The organism is Rasiella sp. SM2506 (genome assembly GCF_050859505.1).
In the GTDB taxonomy this organism is placed as follows: Bacteria; Bacteroidota; Bacteroidia; order Flavobacteriales; family Flavobacteriaceae; genus Marinirhabdus.
In genome coordinates this window covers 474,029-490,789 of the sequence record NZ_CP193934.1, presented here as the reverse complement: position 1 = coordinate 490,789, position 16,761 = coordinate 474,029, and the positions used below count along the sequence as shown (strand labels likewise).

Below are 16,761 nucleotides of genomic sequence, written 5' to 3'. Positions count from 1 at the left end.
TAGAACTTTTATTTTATATTTGTGCATTAACCTACAAATGTTTAACCCCATGAAAACCTATTTCTTACTACTGTGTATTGTGTGTTTCTTTGTTTCCTGCGAAGATATTGAAGATAACAGCCCTGCATTTCAGGCAAATTTAGATACTGAATTTTACAAAGCCTTAGATGCAAAAGCTATTGTTGCAGAGGACGGTACTGTTGCAATTGTAGGTGCTACAACCGACCAAAATATTACACTTATTCTCTCGGTACTGCAGTCTGGTTCGTTTCAATTTAATAGCGGTAATGGCCACCAAGCTATTTACGAAGATGCTGCTGGGCAACAATATTCAACAGAGTTTGAGGGTAACGGAGTTGTAAATATAACAGGTCGAGGGACCGACGCTGGAAATGAATTTCTATCTGGGGACTTTACATTTACAGCGATTTTAAAAGGTGTCGATACTGTTACAGTTAGTCGTGGCGTACTTTATCAGGTGCCAATAATTTCTGGTATACTAGAAGATCCTACAGACCCAGATAACCCCAATCTGGATGGTAATTTTGTAGCAGAGATAGATGGAGAGCTCTTTGACCCGTCAACGGTAGTTGGAACTACAACGGGAACCTCTATTCAGATTAACGGTGCATTAGGAGATGATACAATACAACTTATTATCCCCTTAGATGCAGAGCCAGCTACACAAGCTATCCCTGGAGATGGTTTTGACGCAAATTACTTCATATCTGGAGTTCAAGAACCTGCAATAAGTGGAACGATTAGAGTTTTTGCTCACGACATGGCGGCTAAGAGTATTTCAGGGACTTTTTCATTTGTAACAGAAAACCACGTAATTTCATTAGGTCAATTCAATATTGAATATTAAAATTGTAATAAAATATGTTGAGACCGATGGAGACATCGGTCTTTTTTTTGGCAGCTACTTAAAACCGTTAAATCGTGTTAAAGCCCGTTAAGCTTGGGTTAAATGCTTGGCAGTGGCGATTTTTACTAGTATATTGATGTATATCGAAATAGAGAAAACAAAGCTTCTAACTTCGATTCTTATTGAAACAGCTTTGCACATTTAAAATGAAAGAGATTATGTATACTGAGAGAATGTCAAATAAATTAAACGAATTACTAACCAAAAATTATGATGCGGAAGCAGGCTATAAAAAAGCAGCTGAGATTGTTGAAAATCCACAATTGAAGCAGTTTTTTGAAACACAGGCACAAGCGAGATACGATTTCGGACACGAGTTAAAAACCGAAATCCGAAACACCGGCGGGACTCCCGAAAAAGGAACAAGCTTTAAAGGTGATGCCCACCGCACTTGGATGAGTATAAAAGACACTTTTACTTCCAATGATGAAGAAAATATACTCGAAGAAGTGACCCGTGGAGAGAAAGCTGCAGTTAATGAATATCAAGAAGTGATTTTAGATACCACCTTGCCGCCCACCACAAAAGGGATCTTGACCAAGCAAGTGTCTAACATTGAAAGCACTTTGCAAAACGTGAAAAATTTTGAAGCGATTGTCGCTTAATTCAAAGCTCATAACAAACCCAAAAAAAGACCAGAACGAATCTGGTCTTTTTTTTATTAACGTACTTTTTAGACCAAGTTAAACGCTGTTAAAACTCCGCTAAGCTTCGGTTAAAAGACTTCTGTGACTTTTTAGATTGGAGTATCTTTAATCAAAATTAAACAAAAAAGCTATGAATAATTTAGAAGAAAGAGTACAGAAATTAAACGAATTAATTACTAAAAATTACGATGCCGAAGCAGGTTATAAGAAAGCAGCAGAAATTGTGGATGATACACAATTAAAGCAGTTTTTTACCAACCAGGCAAAAGCCAGATACGATTTTGGTCACTCGTTGAAAGACGAAATTAAAATGGTAGGCGGCGAAGTAAAGAAGGGAACTAGTTTTACCGGAGATGCACATCGCGCCTGGATGAGTATTAAAGATACGTTTTCGGCAAACGACTCCAAAGCAATGCTGGAAGAGGTGATTAGGGGCGAGGAAGCCGCAGTAGAGGAGTATAAAGAAATTTTGAGTAACGCTACGCTGGCGCCAACTACGCAAAATCTACTGCAAAATCAAGTAACTTCAGTACAATCGGCATTAGCAAATGCTAGATCGTTAGACGCCTGGGAAGCAAAGTAAAATAATTTCAATAATTTTAAGAAGGACTCTCTAAAAAGTAAAAACTTTTGGAATGTCTGGTTGAGCGCAGTCGAAACCTATATTGTCTATCAATATAATAAACTTCGACTGCGCTCAGTTTGACATTCTCATTTACTTTTTAGAGATTTTTTTGTGATAAACTTTACTGAAATGTGAACAACTCCCCAAAACTTTAAGGTGCCTTTCCAGCTTGTTTTTTATATTTTTACTACCAAAGTCATCTACGCGTGTCACGCGTCGTTCGCACCTCTAAATTTTGCCGATGTTTTTAATCTTCGATACCGAAACCACGGGACTTCCCCGTAATTGGAACGCTCCCTTAACCGATAGCGATAACTGGCCACGCTGTATTCAGATTGCCTGGCAATTGCACGATGCGATGGGGAACGTGATCGAGCACGAAGATTATTTGATACAACCCGATGGCTTCAATATTCCGTTTGATGCGGAAAAAATTCACGGGATTTCTACGGAATTGGCACAAAAGGATGGTATTCCTTTAGCTGAAATGATGCAGAAATTTTCAGCAGTTTTAGAGAAAACCAAATTTTTAGTAGGTCAGAATGTAGGGTTCGATCTAAACATTATGGGCGCCGAGTTTCTTCGGTTGAATGAAGAGAATGTTTTGCCCAATTTTCCAGTATTAGATACGTGTACGGAAACTACTGCGCAACTATGCCAGATTCCCGGAGGACGTGGAGGTAAATTTAAATTACCCACCCTTTCAGAATTACACCAATTCCTGTTTGGCAACTCTTTTTCTGAAGCCCACAACGCCACAGCCGATGTGGAAGCAACTACCCGTTGTTTCTTTGAATTGGTACGCCGTCAAATCTTCACCGTTGAAGAGTTAGACGTGCAACCCGATTACTTCGAGAACTATTCCGAAGCAAATCCGAAGGAGATTCAACTTATAGGGTTAGAGCATATAAATTTAAAGGCGGCTTCCGAAGCCATCCGAAAGGAGCTAGAGGCAAAAACCCAAACGCAAGAGATTTCTTCCGAGGAACTGAAAGAAAATATTGAAGTTTTAGAGGAAGCGCCTTTTGCGCATTTACACAACCATTCGCAGTTTTCTATTCTACAATCCACCGCAAGTACACAGGATTTAGTGAATGCCGCGATAGCCGATAAGCAGCCTGCCGTTGCCATTACCGATAGCGGAAATATGATGGGCGCGTTTCATTTTTCACGTTCTGTAAATATGCACAATGCAGCCCTTCAGAAACAATATGAAACTGACCTTAAAGCCTACGAAGACTTTGACGACACCGCAACTGATTTTGACGGTAAAGTTCCGGACAAACCCGAGCCACCACAGGAATTAAAGGCGATTGTGGGTTGTGAGTTTTTTGTGTGTGAAGATCACTTAAACAAGTCGCAAAAGGACAACGGCTACCAAATTGTCTTGCTCGCAAAAAACAAAAAAGGGTATCATAACCTGGCGAAAATGGCCAGTATCGCCTATGTAAATGGGTTTTATTATGTGCCACGAATTGACCGCGAAGTCATCAAGAAATACAAGGAAGATGTGATTGTCCTTTCGGGAAGTATGTATGGCGAAGTGTCCAGCAAAATCCTGAACATTGGTGAAAATCAAGCCGAAGAAGCCTTGCTTTGGTGGAAAGAAGAATTTGGAGCCGATTTCTATCTGGAAATTATGCGCCACGATCAGGAAGATGAAGACAGGGTGAATGATACGTTAATTGCTTTTAGCAAAAAGCACGACGTAAAGCTGATTGCCGCCAACAACACCTATTATATTGATAAAGAAAACGCCAATGCCCACGATATTTTATTGTGTGTAAAAGATGGCGAAAAACAGGCAACGCCTATTGGGAGAGGTCGCGGCTATCGCTACGGATTGCCAAATCAGGAATATTACTTCAAGTCGCAGGACGAGATGAAGTCTATTTTTAAGGATTTGCCAGATGCGATTGCCAATATTTCAGAAGTAGTTGCTAAAATTGAATCTTATAGTTTACAGCGTGATGTCTTGCTGCCAAAATTCGATATTCCCGAAGAATTCAACGTAGCCGAAGACGAAACAGACGCCGGAAAACGCGGTGAAAATAACTACTTAAAACACCTCACTTTCGTAGGTGCCGAAAAGCGCTATGGCGAAATTACTCCCGAAATTAAGGAACGAATAGACTTTGAACTGGAAGTAATTGCCCACACTGGCTATCCGGGATATTTCCTCATTACCGAAGACTTTATTCGCGAAGCGCGTGCGATGGATGTTTCGGTAGGGCCGGGACGTGGTTCGGCAGCGGGAAGTGTGGTTGCCTACTGCCTTTGGATTACCAATATTGACCCTATTAAGTACGACTTGCTTTTTGAGCGTTTCTTAAATCCGGATCGTGTGAGTATGCCCGATATCGATATCGATTTTGATGATGAAGGCCGAAGTCGCGTAATGGATTATGTAATTAAGAAGTACGGTGCCAACCAAGTAGCGCAGATTATTACCTACGGAACTATGGCGGCCAAGAGTTCCATTCGGGATACCGCGCGTGTACTGGACTTGCCGTTGGGTGATGCCGATAGAATTTCGAAGCTGATTCCTAATATGACCAAGCTGAACAAGATCTTCGGAATGAGCGATCAGGAGCTTCGGTCTAAGTTTAGAAGTGATGAATTGCCTAAGGTAAACGAACTCTTAAATCTTGCTGAAGGAAGCGACCTAGAAGCCGAAACTATCAACCAGGCAAAAATTCTGGAAGGTTCGGTTCGGAACACTGGGATTCACGCTTGTGGGGTGATTATTACCCCAAGCGATATTACCGATTTTGTTCCCGTAGCCACCGCAAAGGATAGTGATTTATACGTTACCCAGTTTGATAACTCCGTAGTGGAAAGTGCCGGCTTGCTGAAGATGGATTTCTTGGGACTAAAAACCTTGACGCTCATTAAGGACACGGTAAAGCTCGTAAAGCATAAGCACGATGTGGATTTGGATCCTGATAATTTTCCGCTGGATGATGAAAAGACCTACGAACTTTTCCAGCGTGGGGAAACGGTAGGGATTTTTCAGTATGAATCTGCCGGGATGCAGAAATATATGAAGGAGCTAAAACCCACGGTCTTTGCCGATTTAATTGCGATGAACGCCTTGTATCGTCCGGGTCCGTTGGAATATATTCCTAGTTTTATCCGCCGTAAAAACGGAGAGGAAGAAATTGAATATGACCTTCCAGCGATGGAAGAATACTTAAAGGAAACCTACGGAATTACCGTCTACCAGGAGCAAGTGATGTTGCTGTCGCAGAAACTGGCCGATTTTAGTAAAGGTGATGCCGATGTACTGCGGAAGGCGATGGGGAAAAAGCAAAAATCGGTTCTCGATAAAATGAAGCCGCGCTTTATTGACAATGCTTCCGCCAAAGGGCACGATGCCGAAAAGCTGGAAAAAATCTGGAAGGATTGGGAAGCCTTTGCGAGTTATGCCTTTAACAAGAGTCACTCTACCTGCTATGCGTGGATTGCCTACCAGACCGCCTACCTAAAAGCGCATTACCCCGCCGAATATATGGCGGCTGTGCTCAGTAATAATATGAGCGACATTAAGCAGGTGACGTTCTTTATGGAAGAATGTAAACGAATGGGCTTGGAAGTATTGGGCCCGGATGTAAACGAATCTTTTTACAAGTTTACGGTAAACGACCGAGGCGCCGTGCGTTTTGGAATGGGTGCCGTAAAAGGCGTGGGAAGTGGTGCCGTTGCAACCATTGTAGAACATAGACAAGACGGTAAGTACAAATCTATTTTCGATTTGGCGAAGCGTGTCGATTTACGAAACGCCAATAAAAAAGCCTTTGAAAACCTGATCTTAGCGGGTGGTTTTGATAGTTTTAATCAGCACCGGGCGCAGTATCTATTTCAGGAAGGGGATGGCGTGACGTTTTACGAAAAGGTGTTGAAGTATGCCGCTAAATATCAGGAATCACAAAATAGCAGTCAGGTAAGTTTGTTTGGCGATGCCAGCGAAGTACAAATTGCTGAACCCCAGGTGCCGCCTTGTGAAGAGTGGGGTACCATGCAAAAGCTAAAGCAGGAAAAAGAAGTGGTGGGAATTTATATTTCTGGTCACCCGCTGGACGACTTTAAAGTAGAAATGAAAAACTTTACCAATTGTAAAGTGTCCGACTTTTATAACCTGGAAAAATTTGTAAACCGCGAGCTCTGTTTTGGAGGCGTGGTAAGCGATGTACAGCACCGCGAAAGCAAGCAAGGAAAAGGTTGGGCTATTTTTACCGTAGAAGATTATGTAGATAGTTACGAGTTTAAAATTTTTGGGGAAGACTATTTAAAGTGGCGTCATTTCTTAATTCCCAACAGTTTTATCTACGCCCGTGTGTTTGTAAAAGAAGGCTGGACCAATCGCGATACGGGTAAAAAGAGCGATCCAAGATTGCAATACACCTATATGCAAATGCTGCACGACGTGATGGATAACCAAGCCAAAAAGCTCACCATACAAATGCCCGTGCAGGATTTGGAAGACGGCAAGATAGAGCGCTTAAAAGAGTTGTTTAACTACCATAAAGGCGATCAAAAGCTCCATTTCACCATTTACGAACTGGAAGAAAAAGTAAAGCTACAAATGCCCAGCCGCACCCATAAAATTAAGATTTGTAACGAGTTGCTGGAGGAGTTGGAATTGGAAGGGGTGACTTGTAGGTTGAATTAAAAAATTTGTTTAAAGAAAATTAATTTTATACTTTTGTCATTAATTGACAAGTCTTATGAAAGAAACTTTTGGAGAGTATATTCGATTTTTACGAAAGGATAATGAGTTGACTTTAACGCAACTTGCTGCCCAACTAGATTTAGATTCTGCAAATCTCAGCAAAATAGAAAACGGAAAACGAGACTTTGATGAGAAGCGTTTACCAAAACTCGCGAAAATTTTCAAACTAAGTCTTAAGGAACTAAAGAATGAATATGTTACTGACCAAATTGGAAAGTATATTTACGAAACTAATTGTACAAAACAGCTCTTAAAAGTTGCTGAAGAAAAGGCTGAATATAGAAGAGTGCAAAACAAATCATTTCAAAAACAATAATTTATGAATATAGTATCATTTTTCGCTGGAGCCGGCGGACTCGATTTAGGATTCGAAAAGGCAGGTTTTAATGTAGTTTGGGCAAATGAATATGATAAGGATATATGGGAAACTTATGAGAAAAACCATAATAATACTATTCTAGATAGACGAAGTATAGTTAATATAGCCTCGGATGAAGTGCCTGAGTGTGATGGAATAATTGGAGGTCCACCTTGTCAAAGTTGGAGTGAAGCTGGTTCTTTGCGTGGTATAAATGACAAAAGAGGACAATTATTCTATGATTTTATTAGAATTTTAGAGGCGAAACAGCCAAAATTTTTCCTTGCAGAAAATGTAAGCGGCATGCTTTTAGATAGGCATAGTGAAGCCCTGAAAAATATTAAAAAAATGTTCAAAAATGCTGGTTATAAATTATCTTTCAAATTATTAAATGCCTCAGATTTTGACGTGCCACAAGATCGTAAAAGAGTATTTTTTGTGGGTATAAGGAAAGACCTTGATATTAAATTTGAATTTCCAAAACCATCAAAACAGAAGGTGACGTTACTTGAAAAAATTTCTGATTTAAAAGACAATGTACTACCAGCAAGGGATGGGAACAGGTCAAATTTAGAAGATTGTACAGTACCTAATCATGAATATATGATAGGTGGATTCTCCTCAATGTTTATGTCTAGAAATAGAGTAAGAAGTTGGGATGAACAGTCATTTACAATTCAGGCTGGAGGAAGGCATGCCCCAATCCACCCTCAAGCTCCAAAGATGAAGTTTATCGAACAAAACATACGTGTTTTTGTCCCGGGCAAGGAAGATTTATATCGGAGATTGAGTGTTAGAGAATGTGCTCGAATTCAAACTTTTCCAAATGACTTTGTTTTTCATTATAATCATATTTCTGCAGGTTATAAAATGATTGGAAATGCTGTACCAGTTAATCTAGCAAAACATATCGCTTTAAGTATTAAGAAACAGATTACTGAAGCAGATGAGAAACATAAAAATATAAAAGTTGAAACTATTAAATTAGAAGCAACACTTTCGTAAAATATGGCAAGCCAAACAAAAAATGGAAAGGCATTTGAATATGCCCTGCTCTTTGAATTCTTTGAAAAGCTGAAGGTAATGACAAATGTTTCGATAACAAAAAATGATCCATACGAAACTGCTAAAGCATGTTTTGATTCCTTTAATGTTGATGAACAACAATCTTATGTAATCACAGCTAGTTCTGCAATAAATTTTTTAATGGATATTGAACCAAGATTAAGGTTTGGAATTAGTAGTAAAGATGTATTACAATTAGAAATTATGAGTGACCAAGCTGGTCAAGCGGGAGATGTTAGGGATATCCTTACTATTCGTGCTTTGCAAAAATGGGAAATTGGAATTTCTGCTAAGAATAATCATAAGGCTGTAAAACATTCAAGATTATCTCAGAAAATAAATTTCGGAGAAAAGTGGTTAGGCGTTTCTTGCTCAAGTACATATTTCCAAGAAATAAAACCAATATTTGACGAGTTGACTGCTATTCGTGCAAAAAACAAGGCAACTTTATGGAGTTCGATAGAAGATATGCACGAAATTGTTTATGTACCTGTATTAAATGCGTTTAGAAAGGAGCTTTTAAGACTTGATAAAGAAAATCCTAATATCGTGGCTGAAAATCTAGTTCAATATTTAATAGGAAATCAAGATTTTTATAAAGTTATAAAAGGAAAAAAGCAGGTAGAAGTTCAGGGTTACAACTTGCACGGAACATTAAATTTACCGTTTGAAAAAGAAAAACCAAAAGCTAAAATTCCAAAACTAAAACTACCATCAAGGTTGATTGAAATAGTTTATCAAGAAAATTCAAAAACTACCTTATTAGTTTCGTTAAATGAAGGTTGGCAGATTTCGTTTAGAATTCATAACGCAAGTTCTAGAGTAGAGCCATCGTTAAAATTCGATATTAATTTAGTTAGCGCTCCACAAACATTATTTAAGACGCATAAGTTTATTTATTAGCACCTAAGATGAACATAATCAATCAAATCGACACTCATTATCTAAGACCAAATAGAACAATAGAGACTATCTTTATAAAGAATATCGATAAAATGGTTTACGTCTATAATTACGAGGGAAACCATTTCAGACTATTCACTAAGTTGATTGATCTTATTCGGTTTTTTCAGTTTGGGATTGAACCTAAATTAGACTTTTCAAATGAATTGGATTTAGATGATTACCTGACTAATCAGTTGGTTTAATTTCATTAATCCCAATCACATCAAAAACCCATTCACCGTCTCTGTAGGTTTTGGGATGTTGGTGTCGTCTATCATTTCGCGCAGGTCTATTTCTATGCCTCGGGCAATGGCGGTGATGGGGACATCGTTGTAAGTGCCTTCAAAGGGGTTTTCGCTATAGTCGCCTATCTTTTCCATGAGAAAGAACACCCAGATAATGATGGCGGTAATCACAGGACCTAGCCAGTACATCCAGCCCATGGTAGTATTAAATATTTCTAAAAGTCCGAAGGGTACAAAAGCACAAAATACAATGGTGAGCCAATAGGCGGTAGAGGCATATTGCCTTGGAAAAGGGAAGTTTTTAATCCGTTCGCTTTTGCCTTGGTCCTCGTAAAAGGTCTGGATGAGGTGATGAAATTCCATATGGCGAAAATCTTCGTACAAGTCGGCATCGCGTAATTCCTGCAGGCGTTTGGATTGGTTTCTCAAAATTTGCGTCGCCATATTGGAATAGGTTGACAGCGATTGTATTTCGGCAGGGCTTAAGAATTCGGCTAATTCTTTTTGCAGGGTTTTTTCATAATCTTCGGAAACGGTGGGTGCGTATAATTTGTTGATACGTTCTTCGGTATGTTCCCAGGGACGGCTCAATCGCATTTGATGGCGAAGGGCGGTGAGCCAGGCAATGTGGCGGTAGAGGAGTTCTTTTTTTATTTCGGCTTCGTTGGCTCCTTGCACAAAAGAAACCACAGCGGCACCAAAGGTTCGGCTGTTGTTTACCATGCTACCCCATATTTTCCGGGCTTCCCAGGTACGATCGTAGGAACTATTGTTTTTAAAACCCAGATAGAATGCTACGGCAATACCTATAAGACCGAGCGGTTGCCAGGGTAAATAGAATCGGATTTTAATAAAGTAAAACAGTGAGAAAAGTACTGCGGCATACAGAAATCCTAGGAGCATGGGTTTTTTAGACCAGTTGAGGGTCATAAAAAAGCCGTAGTTACGTTTGGTATACATATAATACGTGTTGGTTGAGATAAAGTTACTAATAATAATATTGTGATGGATGACTCGGGCAGGGATTGAGGCGGCATCCTTTTTTGGTAGTGTAAGAAATTGTCACACTGAGTTTAGCTTTTACTGAGCTTGACGAAGTATCGAAGTGTTCTAACAAATGTTGATTTTGTCAAAAAAGATATAGCCGAAAGCCCGGTGCTGCTTTTTCTGCAGCAGCCCGCCTAAAGGCAGTTGGGCAAGCTCGCCAAAGTGACAAAATATTGGCTATCAACTTCCCAAATAGGTACATCACCTAAACTAATGTTAAGCCCATATGGTTTGAAATACTTTTTGACTATTTTTGTGCAGTAATTAAAAGAAGTACAACTTGATTTCCTTTTTTGGAGATATAAATAATAATAGTAATTGAGGTTCCCGTCTTCACGGGAACGAAAAAAATTAAACAACATGGCTTTAGAGATAACAGACGCGACATTTGAAGAAACAGTATTAAAAAGTGATAAGCCCGTAGTGGTAGATTTTTGGGCAGCTTGGTGTGGACCTTGCCGTATGGTAGGACCTGTAATAGACGAGTTGAGCAAAGACTACGATGGAAAGGCGGTAGTAGGAAAAGTAGACGTAGATGCCAACCAAGAGTTTGCAGCGAAATACGGAGTACGTAACATTCCAACTGTTTTGATATTTAACAACGGAGAATTAGTAGGACGCCAGGTAGGTGTTGCTCCTAAAAACGTATACGCAGAAGCCATCGACGGATTGTTGAATTAAGTTTCTGTAAATAAAAGGATAAAGGCTTGGCAGTTTGTCAAGCCTTTTCTATTTTTCAGTTGTATTAAAATTGTCCGTTCGAGCATTATTTGAAAAATTATAATTTATAATTTTGAAGATAGGTAGTGCAGCGCTCGAGAACTCTTTTATAGTTAAGGACAATTCACTAACCTCTCGACTGCGCTCGAGGAGACTTTGTAAAAAAAAGATGAGCACCGATAAAAAACAAAAAGTACAGGATAAAATAGAGCAACAACAGTTGGAGAACCGTACCATATTCCTTTGGGGACAGGTGGACGATAAAACAGCGAGACATATTGTTGACAGGCTAATGTATTTAGACAGTATTAATCACGAGGAGATAAAATTGTACATTAACAGTCCAGGGGGTTATGTAACTTCTGGTTTTAGTATGTATGATACCATCAAGCAAATTAAGAGCCCAGTTTCTACCATCTGTACGGGTCTTGCGGCTAGTATGGGAAGTATTCTACTTTCGGTAGGTGAAAAGGGACGTCGTTTTATTCAGCCAAATGCGCGGGTGATGATTCACCAACCAAGTGGAGGCGCGAGAGGTCCGGCGAGTGATATTGAAATTACGGCACAAGAAATTTTAAAGACGAAAGAACTTTCAGCAAGAATCTTAGCCGATAACTGTGGTCAGGATTTCGATAAAGTAATGAAAGACTTCCAGAGAGATCACTGGATGGACGCCAAAGAGAGCGTGAAGTACGGGATTGTAGATGGAATACTAAAATAATAAATCATGCGCTCGCTCCCCTCTCCTTTCTTGCCTCCGACGAGTGCAACGAGAGGAAGGCAGAGGGGTTGGGGGTGAGGATGGATGGATATAGAAAAACAAATAAACGAGATTACTGGCTTTAAAAACCTGGAACTCCTCGCCACACAAGTGGTAGAAGGATTCATTTCTGGGTTGCATAAGAGTCCGTTTCATGGTTTTTCTGCGGAATTTGCCGAGCATAAAATCTATAACAATGGGGAAAGTACCAAACATATAGATTGGAAGCTCTACGCCAAAACCGATAAACTCTACACCAAACGTTACGAGGAAGAAACCAACCTGCGTTGCCATTTAATTCTGGACAACAGCAGCTCGATGCATTACCCGAAGTTGAAGGATTTCAACATTAATTCGTTGAATAAAATCGGATTTTCGGTGTTAGCGAGTGCGGCGATAATGAACTTGCTGAAACGTCAGCGAGATGCCGTGGGGATGAGTATTTATAGTGATGCGTATGAATTCTATTCCAACGAAAAAGGTAGCGAGCGTCACCATCACATGCTTTTGCAGCATCTTAATACTGCACTGTCACAAGCACGTAAGGAAGTGCAAACCAAAACATACACTCACCTACATTTAATTGCTGAAAAGTTAAAACGTAGAAGCCTAGTATTTTTGTTTACCGATATGTTTCAAAGTGATGCCGAAGAAGAGCAATTGTTTGAAGCGTTACAGCATTTAAAGTACAATAAACATGAGGTAGTATTGTTCCACACCTTTGATAAAAGCAAGGAGTTGGAATTCGATTTTAACAATCGGCCGAAACGCTTTGTAGATGTGGAAACAGGGGAACATATTAATTTATATGCAGATACTATAAAGGAAACTTATGAAGAAGCTGTGAAAGAATACTTCGATGCTTTAAAATTAAAGTGCGGCCAATACCGAATTAAGTATGTACAGGCAGATATTAATGCGGGTTTTAATAAGATATTGACTACCTATCTCGTGGAGCGTCAGAAGTTTGGGTGATAGGAATTTGAAAAGGGATTTGCAATCAGAAAAAAAAGTTCATTTTTTTGAACAAAAAATTTGCGGGAATAAAAACACGGTGTATATTTGCACTCGCTTCTAGCAATAGGAGTAAAGACAAGCTTTTAAAGTCTCTAAAATAGTAGCACGGTCTGGTAGTTCAGTTGGTTAGAATACCTGCCTGTCACGCAGGGGGTCGCGAGTTCGAGTCTCGTCCAGACCGCAATTCCGTAACAAGTGCGGAATGACATAGCGCAACAAGTGCGCTATGACAAAACAATGTTGTGTTGAGTCACTTAAATGTGGCTTGTGGTTTAGTTCCGTACTAAATACGGAATGACAAACCGATGAGAAGCTTTATCAGCCTGTGGCTGATGGGCTTTTTTTGTTTAATGCAAAACCCAACCTATAGCAAGCTGGGTTACTTTGTTTAGATTCTTTTTAAAATCCTTTTTTTATTTCACCACTCCAGAAACATTTAATAGTATAGGTTTTTTCTGAGCATTGGTTGCGAGCCTAATTTTTTCTTTAATATCACCAGCTGTACCAGCATTGTATTTCAATATTATTTTGGACTTCTCTCCTGGTTTAATAGGTTCTTTAGGAAAAGTAATAACTATAGCTTTCGAACTACTTTTGTATCCTTTAATTACTAAGGGTTCCGTACCATCATTAATAAAAGGTAAAGTAACTTCTTCCATGGTTCCTTTTTTAATAACGCCTAGATCGACAGATGGATTTTCGAATGTGATCTTTGCCTTCCAGGTTCCGACAATTTGAGCGTTTGACATGTGCGTGAAGGATACCATCATAAAAAGTAATAGAAAATATTTCATAATTGAGATTTTAAGATTAGTGACATAGTTATTTTAACTACCTCAAAATTAGTTTATTAAAACATAATGTGCATCTATGAATTCTATGAGAATAGAAGTTTGGATGAATTCATTGATAGTTTTTAGTTAGATTTTAATTTCGAATAAGAATTATAAGAAGTTATGTAAACAAATAGTTGAATACTTTTTGTTTTAAGGCGTTTGTGTCCCTTGTTTGTCAACTTCACAAAAAGAATAAATCTGGAAATGTTACTTATAGTGATAGGTGTTTGCTTAGCCGAAAACCCATTTTGATGACTTTAAATAATTGTCCAACATACAGATGCTCTTGTAATTTTGAAATTTATAAGAGCGTAGTGTTAAGATAAATGTGTCTAAATTTATGATTTAACATGGCACTATTGGCTTGAATTTAAGATATGATTAAAGCAGATTGGATATTTTTACGTTTTTACCTACAATCCCCAATGAATGCAAAAAAGTAGCCCCAAAGCTTTTGATAATGTTAGCAATGTAGACAACTCCATAATTTTTGAGAAATTTCAATCGCTGTTAAAGGTAGGAATATGGAGATATAACTTTCAGACGCAAGAGGTAGTATTCGATGCTTCTTTTTATGAAGTTATTGGTTACACTTCCGAAGATTTCAAACTAAAAACTCTTAACGATTTCCTCAATTTAATACACGCAAACGAAAAGGAGGTTTTTGATTTTTTAAAACCGCCCTTTTTTATACCATTTTCAAAAAGATATACTTCAGAATCCAGAATTAAACACAACAGTAAAAACTGGATATGGGTTGAGAATAACTGCGAAGTGTTAAGTTTTACTGCAAACGGAGAACCTGAATGGTTACTTGGATTTATTCAGGATATTACAGAAACCAAAAACAAAGAATTTGTTTCTATAAAAAACGAAAATTTACTAAACCGAACCAATGAAGCAGCTTCTATTGGAACCTGGGAAGTTAATCTTGTGGATATGACGGTTTCCTGGAGCGACGTAACCAAAAAAATTCATGGGTTTGATGAGAGGTATGTTCCAAGTCTAGAAACAGGTATCAACTTTTATAAAGAAGGGGCACATCGAGATAGAATAACCGAGTTGTTTAATGCTTGTATTTCTGAAGGAAAAGGGTTTGATGACGAATTTTTAATTATTACGGAACAAGGTCGTGAAAAATGGGTTCGTTCCATTGGGATTGCTGTAATGGAACAGGGAACCTGTGTTAGGGTGTATGGTTTATTTCAAGATATTGATGAAAAAACCAGAGCTTTGCAGAAAATTGCCACTACAGAAGAAAAACTTCGAAAAACGTTCGATTTTTCAAGAGTTGGGATGGCCATGGTAGGGATCGATATGCAGTGGCAAAGGGTGAACCAAAGCCTATGTACTATGTTGGGATATACTAAAGAAGAGTTCCTTCAATTAAAATTTAAAGACTTTACCCATCCTGAAGATCTTGAAGGAGATAAAATTTTATTAAGAGAAGCATTGCAAGGAAGAGTGGACGATTATACAATCGATAAGCGGTATCTCCATAAAAGCGGTAAAGTGATCTGGACAATACTTACCGTTTCGGTTATACGGGATGACGAGGGGAAGCCAACTCATTTTGTTTCTCAGATAAATGATATCTCAAAAGCCAAGAAATCTGAAGAAAAGGTAAAGAACTTATTGGAATTAACTAAAGATCAGAATGATCGTCTTTTAAATTTCGCGCACATTGTATCTCATAACCTAAGATCGCATTCAGGTAATTTGGAAATGTTGCTGGATCTAATTAAAATAGATAATCCGGAAATTAATGATACCGAAATGTTTCCCCTTTTGCAGAGCGCTGTCGATCAGCTAGAAGAAACAGTGCAGAACTTAAACGAAGTAGCCATTTTAAATACCAAAACCGAAGTCAATCTGGCGCCTTTAAATTTGTCCAATTATGTAAACAATGTTATTACAAGTATTAATTCTATTATTATAGAAAACTCTGTTCATATAGAAAATAATGTTTCGAGTGCCATCAAGGTTTTAGCCATTCCCGCCTATTTAGACAGTCTTATTCTTAATTTTTTAACCAATGCAATTAAATACCAATCACTGGATCGTTCGCCCAAAATAAAGGTAGATGCAAGTTATGAAAAAGAGTATGTTGTTTTGAGTGTTACAGACAACGGGTTAGGAATAGATTTGGAGACTTACGGAAAAAAACTATTTGGTATGTATAAGACTTTTCACCAACATAAAGATTCACGAGGTTTGGGATTGTTCATTACAAGAAATCAAATAGAAGCCATGGGGGGAAAAATAGAAGTGAGAAGTGAAGTTAATAAAGGCACCACATTTTTAATATATTTACAACATGAAAAAAATTGATATAGCCTGTATCGTTGACGATGATCCCATATTTGTATATGGAGCCAAAAGAATGATGGAACTTGCCGATTTTTGCAATAGTTTCTTAATTTTTAACAATGGTCATGACGCATTGCACAAGTTAAAAACCTTAATCAAATGTAAAGATGAACTTCCAGATTTGATACTGTTGGATTTAAACATGCCTATTATGGATGGATGGCAGTTTCTGGATAACTTCACTCAAATTAAAATAGACAAAAAGATTATTATTTATATCGTTAGCTCTTCCATAGATCCTGTTGACATGGAAAGATCTAAACAGTATTCATCTGTCAGTAATTTCGTGGTAAAGCCTATTTCTGTCGATAAAGTAAAAGAGATCATGCAAGATGTAATGAAAAATAACAACTAACATTATTACGCTTTGCAGTATAATATTTAGTAAACCCCCTCTTAGCAATTGCTTTCGAGGGGTTTTACATGTATAGCGATTTTGCTGAAATCGTTTCAGTATCTTTATAGT

At 38.3% G+C, this 16,761-nt stretch carries 14 protein-coding genes and 1 tRNA gene; 13 read left to right on the top strand and 2 right to left on the bottom strand.

Features of this window, described 5'->3' with window-relative positions; translation table 11 throughout:
- The first annotated feature begins 49 nt into the window (after positions 1-49).
- From ACQ2HF_RS02345 to ACQ2HF_RS02315, 7 genes are all read left to right on the top strand, one after another.
- Positions 50-868 (top strand): DUF6252 family protein, encoded by an 819-nt coding sequence (locus ACQ2HF_RS02345; protein WP_432411910.1) that lies wholly within the window; start codon positions 50-52, stop codon positions 866-868.
- 233 nt (positions 869-1,101) lie between these two features.
- Positions 1,102-1,533 (top strand): ferritin-like domain-containing protein, encoded by a 432-nt coding sequence (locus ACQ2HF_RS02340; protein ID WP_432411909.1) that lies wholly within the window; start codon positions 1,102-1,104, stop codon positions 1,531-1,533.
- Between the two features lie 172 nt (positions 1,534-1,705).
- Positions 1,706-2,158 (top strand): ferritin-like domain-containing protein, encoded by a 453-nt coding sequence (locus ACQ2HF_RS02335; protein WP_432411908.1) that lies wholly within the window; start codon positions 1,706-1,708, stop codon positions 2,156-2,158.
- Between the two features lie 283 nt (positions 2,159-2,441).
- Positions 2,442-6,872 carry a DNA polymerase III subunit alpha gene (gene dnaE, locus ACQ2HF_RS02330; protein WP_432411907.1) on the top strand — a complete coding sequence of 1,477 codons (4,431 nt, stop codon included), beginning with the start codon at positions 2,442-2,444 and terminating at the stop codon, positions 6,870-6,872.
- Positions 6,873-6,927: 55 nt separating this feature from the next.
- The gene (locus tag ACQ2HF_RS02325; RefSeq protein ID WP_432411906.1) at positions 6,928-7,248 is read left to right on the top strand and encodes a helix-turn-helix domain-containing protein; all 321 of its coding nucleotides are present in this window, start codon (positions 6,928-6,930) and stop codon (positions 7,246-7,248) included.
- A gap of 3 nt (positions 7,249-7,251) precedes the next feature.
- Complete coding sequence (locus ACQ2HF_RS02320) at positions 7,252-8,295, top strand: DNA cytosine methyltransferase (protein WP_432411905.1); 1,044 nt, start codon at positions 7,252-7,254, stop codon at positions 8,293-8,295.
- 3 nt (positions 8,296-8,298) lie between these two features.
- Entirely contained in the window at positions 8,299-9,258 is a 960-nt protein-coding gene (locus ACQ2HF_RS02315) for a HaeIII family restriction endonuclease (protein ID WP_432411904.1), read from the top strand.
- A 260-nt stretch (positions 9,259-9,518) separates the two neighbouring features.
- Here ACQ2HF_RS02315 and ACQ2HF_RS02310 read toward each other — a convergent pair whose 3' ends face one another.
- On the bottom strand, positions 9,519-10,505 hold the full coding sequence (locus tag ACQ2HF_RS02310) for a bestrophin family protein (protein WP_432411903.1): 987 nt from the start codon (positions 10,503-10,505) through the stop codon (positions 9,519-9,521).
- A 447-nt stretch (positions 10,506-10,952) separates the two neighbouring features.
- Here ACQ2HF_RS02310 and trxA point away from each other — a divergent pair, with 447 nt between their 5' ends.
- From trxA to ACQ2HF_RS02290, 4 genes are all read left to right on the top strand, one after another.
- Positions 10,953-11,273 carry a thioredoxin gene (trxA, locus tag ACQ2HF_RS02305; RefSeq protein WP_432411902.1) on the top strand — a complete coding sequence of 107 codons (321 nt, stop codon included), beginning with the start codon at positions 10,953-10,955 and terminating at the stop codon, positions 11,271-11,273.
- 208 nt (positions 11,274-11,481) lie between these two features.
- The gene (locus tag ACQ2HF_RS02300; protein WP_432411901.1) at positions 11,482-12,033 is read left to right on the top strand and encodes a ClpP family protease; all 552 of its coding nucleotides are present in this window, start codon (positions 11,482-11,484) and stop codon (positions 12,031-12,033) included.
- An 84-nt stretch (positions 12,034-12,117) separates the two neighbouring features.
- Positions 12,118-13,047, top strand: coding sequence for a DUF58 domain-containing protein (locus ACQ2HF_RS02295; RefSeq protein WP_432411900.1), 930 nt, complete (start codon positions 12,118-12,120; stop codon positions 13,045-13,047).
- Between the two features lie 149 nt (positions 13,048-13,196).
- Positions 13,197-13,270 (top strand) — tRNA-Asp (locus ACQ2HF_RS02290).
- A 232-nt stretch (positions 13,271-13,502) separates the two neighbouring features.
- On the opposite strand, the gene ACQ2HF_RS02285 is transcribed toward ACQ2HF_RS02290, so the two are convergent.
- Positions 13,503-13,883 (bottom strand): DUF1573 domain-containing protein, encoded by a 381-nt coding sequence (locus ACQ2HF_RS02285; RefSeq protein WP_432411899.1) that lies wholly within the window; start codon positions 13,881-13,883, stop codon positions 13,503-13,505.
- Between the two features lie 471 nt (positions 13,884-14,354).
- Between ACQ2HF_RS02285 and ACQ2HF_RS02280 the strand changes: the two genes are divergently transcribed.
- Both ACQ2HF_RS02280 and ACQ2HF_RS02275 read left to right on the top strand, forming a co-directional pair.
- A complete protein-coding gene (locus ACQ2HF_RS02280; protein ID WP_432411898.1) occupies positions 14,355-16,256 on the top strand; it encodes a PAS domain-containing protein in 1,902 nt (633 codons plus the stop codon).
- Positions 16,243-16,650: a response regulator gene (locus ACQ2HF_RS02275; protein WP_432411897.1), complete on the top strand. Its 408-nt coding sequence runs from the start codon at positions 16,243-16,245 to the stop codon at positions 16,648-16,650. The genes ACQ2HF_RS02280 and ACQ2HF_RS02275 overlap by 14 nt, the downstream gene beginning before the upstream one ends.
- The last annotated feature ends 111 nt before the right edge of the window (positions 16,651-16,761 follow it).

Excerpts from the sequence above, each read along its gene's own strand:
- ACQ2HF_RS02315 (WP_432411904.1), top strand. The coding sequence starts at position 8,299 with ATGGCAAGCCAAACAAAAAATGGAAAGGCATTTGAATATGCCCTGCTC.
- ACQ2HF_RS02345 (WP_432411910.1), top strand. The coding sequence starts at position 50 with ATGAAAACCTATTTCTTACTACTGTGTATTGTGTGTTTCTTTGTTTCC.
- dnaE (WP_432411907.1), top strand. The coding sequence starts at position 2,442 with ATGTTTTTAATCTTCGATACCGAAACCACGGGACTTCCCCGTAATTGG.
- ACQ2HF_RS02280 (WP_432411898.1), top strand. The coding sequence starts at position 14,355 with ATGCAAAAAAGTAGCCCCAAAGCTTTTGATAATGTTAGCAATGTAGAC.
- ACQ2HF_RS02335 (WP_432411908.1), top strand. The coding sequence starts at position 1,706 with ATGAATAATTTAGAAGAAAGAGTACAGAAATTAAACGAATTAATTACT.
- trxA (WP_432411902.1), top strand. The coding sequence starts at position 10,953 with ATGGCTTTAGAGATAACAGACGCGACATTTGAAGAAACAGTATTAAAA.
- ACQ2HF_RS02340 (WP_432411909.1), top strand. The coding sequence starts at position 1,102 with ATGTCAAATAAATTAAACGAATTACTAACCAAAAATTATGATGCGGAA.
- ACQ2HF_RS02320 (WP_432411905.1), top strand. The coding sequence starts at position 7,252 with ATGAATATAGTATCATTTTTCGCTGGAGCCGGCGGACTCGATTTAGGA.
- ACQ2HF_RS02300 (WP_432411901.1), top strand. The coding sequence starts at position 11,482 with ATGAGCACCGATAAAAAACAAAAAGTACAGGATAAAATAGAGCAACAA.
- ACQ2HF_RS02325 (WP_432411906.1), top strand. The coding sequence starts at position 6,928 with ATGAAAGAAACTTTTGGAGAGTATATTCGATTTTTACGAAAGGATAAT.
- ACQ2HF_RS02295 (WP_432411900.1), top strand. The coding sequence starts at position 12,118 with ATGGATATAGAAAAACAAATAAACGAGATTACTGGCTTTAAAAACCTG.
- ACQ2HF_RS02310 (WP_432411903.1), bottom strand. The coding sequence starts at position 10,505 with ATGTATACCAAACGTAACTACGGCTTTTTTATGACCCTCAACTGGTCT.
- ACQ2HF_RS02285 (WP_432411899.1), bottom strand. The coding sequence starts at position 13,883 with ATGAAATATTTTCTATTACTTTTTATGATGGTATCCTTCACGCACATG.
- ACQ2HF_RS02275 (WP_432411897.1), top strand. The coding sequence starts at position 16,243 with ATGAAAAAAATTGATATAGCCTGTATCGTTGACGATGATCCCATATTT.